Source organism: Methylomagnum sp. (assembly GCF_054333355.1).
This window is the reverse complement of sequence record NZ_JBTEKS010000183.1, coordinates 1-8,554: the sequence shown is the minus strand read 5'-3', so window position 1 is coordinate 8,554 and position 8,554 is coordinate 1. Positions and strand designations below refer to the sequence as shown.

9 protein-coding genes and 1 pseudogene are annotated in these 8,554 nt (G+C 63.8%); 8 read left to right on the top strand and 2 right to left on the bottom strand.

All coding sequences use genetic code 11. The annotated features are described in order from the left end of the window. Positions 1–203: 203 nt before the first annotated feature. Together ACXWUF_RS13925 and ACXWUF_RS13920 are read right to left on the bottom strand one after the other, a co-directional pair. Positions 204–500, bottom strand: coding sequence for a hypothetical protein (locus ACXWUF_RS13925; RefSeq protein ID WP_458495270.1), 297 nt, complete (start codon positions 498–500; stop codon positions 204–206). Between the two features lie 7 nt (positions 501–507). Continuing rightward, positions 508–2,082 (bottom strand): sigma 54-interacting transcriptional regulator, encoded by a 1,575-nt coding sequence (locus tag ACXWUF_RS13920; RefSeq protein ID WP_458495269.1) that lies wholly within the window; start codon positions 2,080–2,082, stop codon positions 508–510. Between the two features lie 259 nt (positions 2,083–2,341). Between ACXWUF_RS13920 and ACXWUF_RS13915 the strand changes: the two genes are divergently transcribed. From ACXWUF_RS13915 to ACXWUF_RS13880, 8 genes and pseudogenes are all read left to right on the top strand, one after another. Further along, entirely contained in the window at positions 2,342–2,992 is a 651-nt protein-coding gene (locus tag ACXWUF_RS13915) for a DUF938 domain-containing protein (protein WP_458495268.1), read from the top strand. 156 nt (positions 2,993–3,148) lie between these two features. Beyond that, positions 3,149–3,757, top strand: coding sequence for a DUF1326 domain-containing protein (locus ACXWUF_RS13910; RefSeq protein ID WP_458495267.1), 609 nt, complete (start codon positions 3,149–3,151; stop codon positions 3,755–3,757). Positions 3,758–3,759: 2 nt separating this feature from the next. After that, complete coding sequence (locus ACXWUF_RS13905) at positions 3,760–4,533, top strand: DUF2182 domain-containing protein (protein WP_458495266.1); 774 nt, start codon at positions 3,760–3,762, stop codon at positions 4,531–4,533. Positions 4,534–4,583: 50 nt separating this feature from the next. Next, positions 4,584–4,811, top strand: a pseudogene (locus ACXWUF_RS13900) (carbonic anhydrase); the annotation flags it as partial. An 8-nt stretch (positions 4,812–4,819) separates the two neighbouring features. Further along, entirely contained in the window at positions 4,820–5,557 is a 738-nt protein-coding gene (locus tag ACXWUF_RS13895; RefSeq protein ID WP_458495265.1) for an SDR family NAD(P)-dependent oxidoreductase, read from the top strand. A 422-nt stretch (positions 5,558–5,979) separates the two neighbouring features. Next, complete coding sequence (locus ACXWUF_RS13890) at positions 5,980–6,855, top strand: class I SAM-dependent methyltransferase (protein ID WP_458495264.1); 876 nt, start codon at positions 5,980–5,982, stop codon at positions 6,853–6,855. A gap of 148 nt (positions 6,856–7,003) precedes the next feature. Then, positions 7,004–8,053 (top strand): TolB family protein, encoded by a 1,050-nt coding sequence (locus ACXWUF_RS13885; protein WP_458495263.1) that lies wholly within the window; start codon positions 7,004–7,006, stop codon positions 8,051–8,053. Positions 8,054–8,097: 44 nt separating this feature from the next. Continuing rightward, a partial coding sequence (locus ACXWUF_RS13880; RefSeq protein ID WP_458495262.1) for a class I SAM-dependent methyltransferase occupies positions 8,098–8,554 on the top strand: 457 nt, incomplete at its 3' end.

Below are 8,554 nucleotides of genomic sequence, written 5' to 3'. Positions count from 1 at the left end.
TGTTCGCCCCTTGCCGACAGGGCCTGCCCCTGATGCCCCGGGTGGACCTGTCGCGGGCGCATTCGGGCCGCTCGTCGGCCTGACAGGCCCCGAATTCCCCCGGGCGGCGGCGGTCACGCCGGGTCGCCGCAGGTCCGCACCAAGCGCGGAGGACCCGGGTGGCGTCAAATCGGCCTTAGCCGACACTCTTGCCCAGCCCTAAATCATTTCGAACGGCGGCTCTCGGACATGATCTCGAAGTTGGTGTCGTACCCAATAAAGCCGACATTGGCTTTCCGGGTTTGGCGATTTTCAACAGGAGGCTCCGGCTTCTCGCCTTGCTTCGGGTTGCATTCGTCGAAATTCGGAAGCCGCCCCGATTCGGATGATCGATTCCGGATGTGGGAAAGCCGCAGGCTTGACCAAGCGGACTTTCGGAACAACAGCCCGCAGAAATTCGATACTGGGATACGGGTATCGTTCTGATCGCCTACTAGCTTGCGGATTTGGATTCGATCCATTGCCTCGCTAACGGGCTGGTCGATAAGCCGACGGTTCGATGCCTAATTCCTTCAGCTTCATATACACCGCTCGCGGGGTCAGCTCCATGGCCTCGGCCACCTGCCCGATGTCCCCCCGGAAGCGCTGCAAAGCCTGCACCAGATACTCCCTTTCCAGTTTGTCCAACACCTGTTTCCGACGGGCCTTGAAGCTTGGCTGCGCCGCCGGGGACGCCGCCTCCCCGCCCAGTTCGGCGTCGTTCAATTCGGCACCCGCCGCAAACAGCACCGCCCGTTCCAGGGTGTTCTCCAGTTCACGGACATTGCCGGGCCAGGGGTGGGCCTTGAGCCGCTCCATCAGTCCCGGCGTGACGCCCCGGATGGGCTTTCGATAGCGGGCGGCCAGCCGCTTGAGAACCAGTTCCACCAGCCGGGGAATGTCTTCCCGGCGTTCGGCCAGGGGCGGAATCGCCAGTTTCACTACGTTGATGCGGTAGTAAAGGTCTTTGCGGAAGGCGCCCTCCGCCACGGCCCGTTCCAGGTCGCAGTTGGTGGCGGCGACGATGCGCACATCCACGGCCAGGGTGCGGTGTCCGCCCACCCGTTCCAGCTCGCCTTCCTGCAAGACCCGCAGCAATCGCACCTGCACCGCCGGGGTCAGGGCGTCCACTTCGTCCAGGAACAGGGTGCCGCCGTCGGCCCGCTCGAAATAACCCCGATGGATTTCCACCGCCCCGGTGAAGGCGCCTTTCTCGTGGCCGAACAACGCGCTTTCCACCAAGCCCTCGGGAATGGCCCCGCAATTCACCGCGATGAACGGCTTGTCGCAGCGCTCGCTCAGGGCATGGATGGCCCGCGCCGCCAGTTCCTTGCCGACCCCGGTTTCGCCCCGGATCAGCACCGTGGCCGGGGTCGGCGCCACGGCTTCGATGGCCCGCAGCACGTTCTGCATGGCCGGGGATTCCGCCACGATGGCGGGGCGTTCGGACTCCGGCAGGGCGGAGCGGCGGGCGTCCATCTGGCACCACAGGTAATGCATCCGTTCCTCGATGCGGCTTTGCAACACCGCGATGGAGCGCTGCTCGGGCGGGGCGTCGCCGGGGTTGCGGTAGTCGATGCCCTCGCTATCCCCGGCGGCGGCGCGGTTCAGGTAGATCGCCACGGCGCAGCCCGCGTGACCGAGGGCGATGCGCTGCTCCAACACCACCCGGGCATAGCCGAAATTGCGGGCCGCGATGCCGCCGAACACGCTGGAAGTCATCCGGCACAGTTCGGGGGAATTCCGCACCCCCTCGCCGAAAGGGCACCGGCCGCTGACCACCCGGATGCAGTCCGCGTCGCTGGACACCAGGGAAAAATGACCGCCGATCTTGTTTTTGAGGCCAATGATGAGATCCGCGTAGCCCTCCCGGTCCAGGGTGCCGTCGATGCCGTACTCCGCCCGGAAGGCTTCCTCGAAGAAGCGTCCGGCGCTGCGGGCGATGCGCTCGATGAGCTGTTCCGTCTGGCTGAGCCCCGCCGCCTCGCAGACATCCATGAGTTCGAGCACGAAGGTTTGCAGAAAGCCGATGGGGGTGAGGTGAGAAAAGGGGGTGTGACTCATGGCGAATTAATGGCGTGAAAACGGAATCGAAGGATGAACAGCCTCGTGGCCGTGAACGGGTGGAACACCCCTATTTTTGAAACCTATTTTCTCTCAGTGAAGCGTAATTTCAAAAACTGACCGGGGCGCTGTCCGTAAGTCCTTGTTATATCGAGCCAAAACCAACCGGCCCGGCTTGGCACACTGGCTGCAATGATCGGCCCGTCCGATGTCGGACTTTGCGAACCACAGAAAAACCATCATCCCAGAGGAGAAACCCATGACCCTGGAACGCCCCCATCTCGATCCCCATCCCCTCAGCCCCTACGTCGCCTGGGCGGGCAAGCGCAACCGCGACCCGCTGCTGGACGTGTTCAAGCAGAAGTTCCCGACCGCGCCCGGCCATGCCCTGGAACTCGCCAGCGGCAGCGGCATGCACATCAACTACTTCGCGCCCCACTTCCCGAATCTGACCTTCCATCCCTCCGACCTCAACGAACATGCCCTGGAGAACATCGCGCGGGTCACCTGGGAGAACGAGGTGAAGAACGTGGCGAATCCCGTCATCCTCGACCTGACCCGCGAGGAAACCTGGCCCCGTCCCGGCGACCAACTGTTCGATGTGATCTTCGTCATCAACATCTTCCAGGTGGCGCCCATCTCCGTCGCCGACGGCATGATGAAGTGCGCGGCCCAACTGCTGCACAAGGACGGCTTCCTGTTCATCTACGGCCCGTTCAAGGACCACGGCGGGTACACCACCGAATCCAACCAGGAGTTCGATCAGATGATCCATTCCGCCGGCGTCGCCGAATGGGGCTTGAAGGACATCGCCGATCTCGAAAAGGCGGCCCACGATCACGCTTTGACACTGAGCGAGAAGGTCAACATGCCGGCCAACAATTTCGGCCTGATCTTCAGCCGCGCTTGAGGCGTACCCCCCTAGTGGCTAGGCGCAGTCAACATGAAACGCGGCTTTTGTAGGTCGGGTTTTAACCCGACCCGTCGGGCTGAAGCCCGACCTACATCCGGTAAATTCAACCTGACTGGCTACTACTAGCCCACTGAAACCTACCGGAGAACCCTGATGAACGCCCCATTTCCCTGGCATCTGGAAGGCGATTACTTCGAGGCCTGCAACTGCGAAACCGCCTGTCCCTGCATCTGGTTCAAGCCGCCCAGCGAGGGCGAGTGCAAGCTGCTGGTGGCCTGGCATGTGGAACGGGGGCGTTCGGACGGCGTCGTCCTGGACGGCCTCAACGTGGCGCTGGCCTGCTTCGCGCCGGGTAACATGAAGGATGGCCATTGGCAGGCCGCGCTGTATGTGGACGAGCGGGCCGATGAGGCGCAAACCGACGCGCTGGTCCGCATCTTCGCGGGACAGGCGGGCGGGCATCCGGCGGTGCTGGCGAGCCTCGTCACCGAGGTGCTGGGCGTGAAGAAGGTGCCCATGACCTACGAAATACTCGGCCAGGAACGGAAACTCACCCTGGCCGATGTGGGTGAAATGCAGGTCCGCGCCATCGAGGGCATCGCCGGGGGCGAAGCCACCATCAGCAACCCACGGCTGTGCGTGGCGCCTTCCCACCCGTCCGTGGTCGCGAGTTCGGAAACCTACCGCTACCGGGATTATGGCTTCGACTGGGAATTCTCCGGCCGCAACGCCTTTTTCTCGCCCTTCGAGTACCACCCCTGAGCATGGCGGCTGCGATCCGGCGTTCCGCCAGCGCGTTCTCCGGCCCCTTGATCGCGGCGGGACTGAGTTCCGCCACGGTCGCCGCGTGGTGGGCGCTCTACGCGCAGCAGGTCTCCATGTCCAGCTCGCCCATGGACGGGATGTGGATGCCGCCCACCGGCACTTGGCATTGGTCCGCGCTGGATTTCGGGCTGGCCTTGAGCATGTGGGCCATCATGATGCTGGCGATGATGCTGCCGGTGGCGACGCCCATGGCGCTGTTGGTGCACCGCCTGGGCCGGAGCGGGCCAGCGGCGGGGAAGATGAACTTGCCGACCTTCCTGCTGGGGTATTTCCTGGTCTGGGTCAGCTTTAGCGTCGCCGCCACCGGGCTGCAATGGCTGTTCCATGGCCTGCGCTGGCTCACGCCCATGATGGACGCGGGCAATGGGGCGGTCTCGGGAACGATCCTGGTCCTGGCCGGGGTTTATCAGTTCACGCCCTGGAAAGCCGCCTGCCTCAGTCATTGCCGGACGCCCCTGGGCTTTCTGCTGAGCCATGGGCGTCCCGGCGGCTGGGGCGGGTTGCGGCTGGGCTTGCATCACGGGCGCTATTGCCTCGGCTGCTGCTGGGCGGAGATGCTGGTGATGTTCGCGGTCGGGGTGATGAACCTGCCATGGATGGGCGGCATCACCCTGGCCATCGTCGCGGAACGGTATCTGCCGGGTTCGGCGGACCCGGTACGCCAATTGACAGGGATCGGGCTGGTGGGCTTCGGATTGGCCCATTGGCTGTGAATCCGGTTAGTGAAAACCAACCTAAAAACAACATTCGAGGAGAAAACGCCATGAGCAAGATTCTGACCGGGGTGCTGAAAGCCAACGAGGGCTATGTGTCCACCTTCGACAAGGGCGATCTGGCCCTGTCACCGGCCCGGGGCTTCGCCATCCTGACCTGCATGGACGCCCGGCTCGATCCCGCCAAGTACGCCGGGCTTTCCGAAGGCGACGCCCACGTCACCCGCAACGCCGGGGGCCGGGCCAGCGACGACGCCATCCGTTCCCTGGTGATTTCCCTCACATCATGAACAATCCCGTCAACCCATCCGCCATCGTCCTCGGCGTCGGACCCAGCCAAGGCTTGGGTGCCGCCCTGGCCCGGCGCTTCGCCCAGGAAGGCTTGTGCGTGTACTTGGTGGGAAGAACCTTAGCCAAGCTGGAACGGGTCGCCGCCGAGATCGCCGCCCACAACGGCAGGGCCATCCCCTGGGTGGCCGACGCCACGGTGGAAGCGGAGGTGGTCCGGTTGTTTGAAGCCGTCGCCGCCGAATCCGCCCCGGAACTGGTGGCCTACAACGTGGACCGCAACGCCCGTGCGCCGCTGCTGGAGACCAGCGCCGAATTGTTCGAGGACTTGTGGCGGAAGAATTGTCTGGGCGGATTCTTGGTGGGCCGGGAGGCCGTGCGAGCATTCCTCCCGAGGCAACGGGGCACCTTGATCTTCACCGGGGCCACGGCGTCCCTCCGCGCCCGCCCGCCGTTCACCGCGTTTTCCGCCGCCAAGACGGGACTCCGGGCGCTGGCCCAGGGCATGGCGCGGGAGTTCGGACCCCAGGGCGTGCACGTCGTCCACGCGGTCATTGATGGCGTCATCGACGGCGACCGCGCCCGCCGACAATTCCCGGAATTCGTGGCGTCCAAGGGCGAGGATGGGCTACTGGACCCGGACGCCATCGCCGCCACCTATTGGGCGCTGCACAGCCAACCCAGATCGGCCTGGACCCAGGAAATCGACCTGCGGCCCTATTGCGAAGGGTTTTGAGCCGCCAAGGCCGACTCGGTTTTCAAAACCGAGGCGGCCTCATGCGGCGAGCGCAAGAACCTGTTTGATAACCCGGAGCCTGACCCAGGAGTCCGAACTTTAGTTTGGACTTCCCGAACCCGGCCCACACCTACTCGAGAAGCCAAAACGAGAATGCCAAGCGGCGGCTTATTTTGTTTAAATCCGGTTCCCGAGTCAGGAGCCAGACAATACCGGAGGAGACATGGCCTTACGCTTGAACGAAATCAATCAAACCACACTGGACAAGTTGCAGGGCAAAGTCATCGGCGATGTGGCCGGCGCCTTGGGATTATTGATGGCCTACATGGGGGACAAGCTGGACCTTTACAGCGCCTTGGCTGAAATCAGCCCGGCCACCAGCCAGGAATTGGCTGATAGCACCGGCATTAAACGAGCGTTATTTGCGGGAATGGCTGTCAGCCAATGCGGCTGCCGGATACGTGAATTACGATCCCGCCTCGGGCCGGTTTTCGATGACACCCGAGCAGGCCGTGGTGTTCGCCGCCGAGGGCCATCCGGCCTGTATGCAAGGCTTCTTCCAGGCGGTCATGTCGGTGTATTTCGACGAGTCCAAAGTGGTCGATGTGTTCCGCAGCGGCCAGGGTTTGCCGTGGAGCGACCATAGCCAGTGCCTCTTCTGCGGCACGGAGCGCTTCTTCCGGCCCATGTACGCCATGAACCTGATTAACGCCTGGATGCCCGCGCTCAATGGCGTCCGGGAAAAGCTCGAAGCCGGGGCCAGGGTCGCCGATGTGGGCTGCGGACACGGCTCCTCGACCATCCTCATGGCGCAAGCCTTCCCCAACTCGACCTTCCACGGCTTCGATTTCCATGCCCCGTCCATTGAACATGCGCGGGAACGGGCGCGGGCGGCGGACGTCGCCGCCAACACCATCTTCGAAGTGGTGACGGCGAAAGAGTATCCGGGCAAGAACTACGATCTGGTCACGGTCTTCGATGCCCTGCACGACATGGGTGATCCCATCGGCGCGGCCCGGCACATCGCCAGCAGCTTGGCGAGTGACGGCACATTAATGCTGGTCGAGCCTTTCGCCGGGGATAGCCTGGAAGAAAACCTTCATCCCTTGGGCCAGATTTATTACTCGTTCTCGACCATGGTGTGCGTGCCCGCCTCCAAATCCCAGGAGGTCGGCCTTGGCTTGGGCGCCCAGGCCAGTCAAAAACGGCTGACCGAGGTGCTGAACGCGGCGGGTTTCAGCCAAGTTTGGCGGGCGGCGGTGACGCCCACCAATCTAGTGCTGGAAGTGAAGGTTTAAAAGAAAGCCATACGAAAGGCCGTGGGAGTGGGCTTCAGCCCACGAGAAGCCTCATCGTCAATCGTGGGCTAAAGCCCACTCCCACAGCAGCAAGGCGGATGCGCCGCGTTTATCCGCGCTACACGTATCATTTGAAGAAGGTCTATGCATGAAAGAAAAATCAAACACATCAAACTTTGGCCCCCTGGGGCTGGCACTGCTCGTGGCAACAGGCATCGCCAACGCGATGCCCGGCATGTCCACGCCCGGCGGGGATGGGGCGGACGCTCCTCCCACTTCGCACCCCATGGGCGGGGGACTCGATTCGCCCGGCTCGAACTTCGAGATCACCTATAGCGCCGACGGCAAAACCGCCCTGTTCACCTCGACCCGGCCCGGCAGCGTCGAGTCGGGGACGCCCTACAACTTCGATGTCTGGATGGCCCGCAACGTGGACGGCGTCTGGCAGGCACCCGTCCCTCTGGGGCAGGGCATCGACCCCACCGTGGGACCGAACATCAACACCCCCGCCTGGGAACTGGAGGCAAGCTTCTCCGACGACGGCAACCTCATCTACTTCACCCGCTACGCGGCGGGCAACCTCTCGACCGGCGACCTGTACGTCACCCAGAAAAGCAACGGCGTCTGGCAACCCGCCAGGAGCTGGAACGAGGTGCCCGAACTGCCGCACCTCAACACGCCGACCGGCGAGGAGCATTGCCCCATCATCGCCTCCGACAGCCTGATCTACTTCAACTACCAACAGCCCGGCCTCACCCAGGACAGCGACATCTGGAAGGTGGAGAAGAAGGACGGCGTCTGGCAAAAGCCCGTAAGCCTCGGCCCCCGGATCAATTCACCCTACCGGGATCACCTGCACTGGACCGGGTTGGCTAAGGACGGCAAGAGCATGATCGTCACCAGCAACCGGCCCGACATGAGGTCACGGGGCGGGCACGACGAGTGGATCGCCCACCAGAATCCCAAGGGCGAATGGCAGGAGCCGCTGAACCTGGGCGACACCATCAACACTGCCGGGGAGGACATGTGCTGGACCTTCACGCCCAATGGGGAGAAATTCACCGGGGGCTGGGGACCGCAGGGCAGCTACAACCTGGCTATCCGCTGGGTCGCCAAGGACGACGTGCCGCTGCTGAGGAACTTCGAACCCATCGGCCCGCCGCCCAATCTCCTCGCCGCTGGCGGGCCAAAGCGGTAGGGTTGGCCTGATCGACACTCGTTACTCCAAGCGAAGGAACCATCATGCACGATCTGGAAGCCGCCAAGGCCCGCGCCGCCGCCGCGTACAACGCCGCCGCCGATCTTTTCGACCATCCCGCCAACACGTTTTGGGATCGCTTCGGGCAAGCGACCATCGACAGGCTGAACCTGCGACCGGGCCAAACCGTGCTCGATGTCTGCTGCGGCAGCGGCACCTCGGCGCTTCCAGCGGCGGAAGCCGTTGGGGCGGAGGGGCGGGTAATCGGGGTCGATCTGGCCGACAACCTCCTGGAACTGGCGCGGGCCAAGGCTCGGCGGCGCGGCCTGGCGCAGGTCGAATTCCAGGCGGGGGATATGATGTCGCTGGGATTCCCGGATTCGGCCTTCGACGCGGTGGTGTGCGCGTTCGGCATCTTCTTCGTGCCGGACATGCCGGGCGCGGTCAGGGAGTTCTGGCGGCGGGTGAGGCCGGGCGGAAAACTCGCCCTGACGACCTGGG

What these genes read in the sequence shown, in the direction of transcription:
- ACXWUF_RS13925 (WP_458495270.1), bottom strand. Translation starts at nt 500, where the DNA reads ATGGATCGAATCCAAATCCGCAAGCTAGTAGGCGATCAGAACGATACC.
- ACXWUF_RS13920 (WP_458495269.1), bottom strand. Translation starts at nt 2,082, where the DNA reads ATGAGTCACACCCCCTTTTCTCACCTCACCCCCATCGGCTTTCTGCAA.
- ACXWUF_RS13915 (WP_458495268.1), top strand. Translation starts at nt 2,342, where the DNA reads ATGACCCTGGAACGCCCCCATCTCGATCCCCATCCCCTCAGCCCCTAC.
- ACXWUF_RS13910 (WP_458495267.1), top strand. Translation starts at nt 3,149, where the DNA reads ATGAACGCCCCATTTCCCTGGCATCTGGAAGGCGATTACTTCGAGGCC.
- ACXWUF_RS13905 (WP_458495266.1), top strand. Translation starts at nt 3,760, where the DNA reads ATGGCGGCTGCGATCCGGCGTTCCGCCAGCGCGTTCTCCGGCCCCTTG.
- ACXWUF_RS13895 (WP_458495265.1), top strand. Translation starts at nt 4,820, where the DNA reads ATGAACAATCCCGTCAACCCATCCGCCATCGTCCTCGGCGTCGGACCC.
- ACXWUF_RS13885 (WP_458495263.1), top strand. Translation starts at nt 7,004, where the DNA reads ATGAAAGAAAAATCAAACACATCAAACTTTGGCCCCCTGGGGCTGGCA.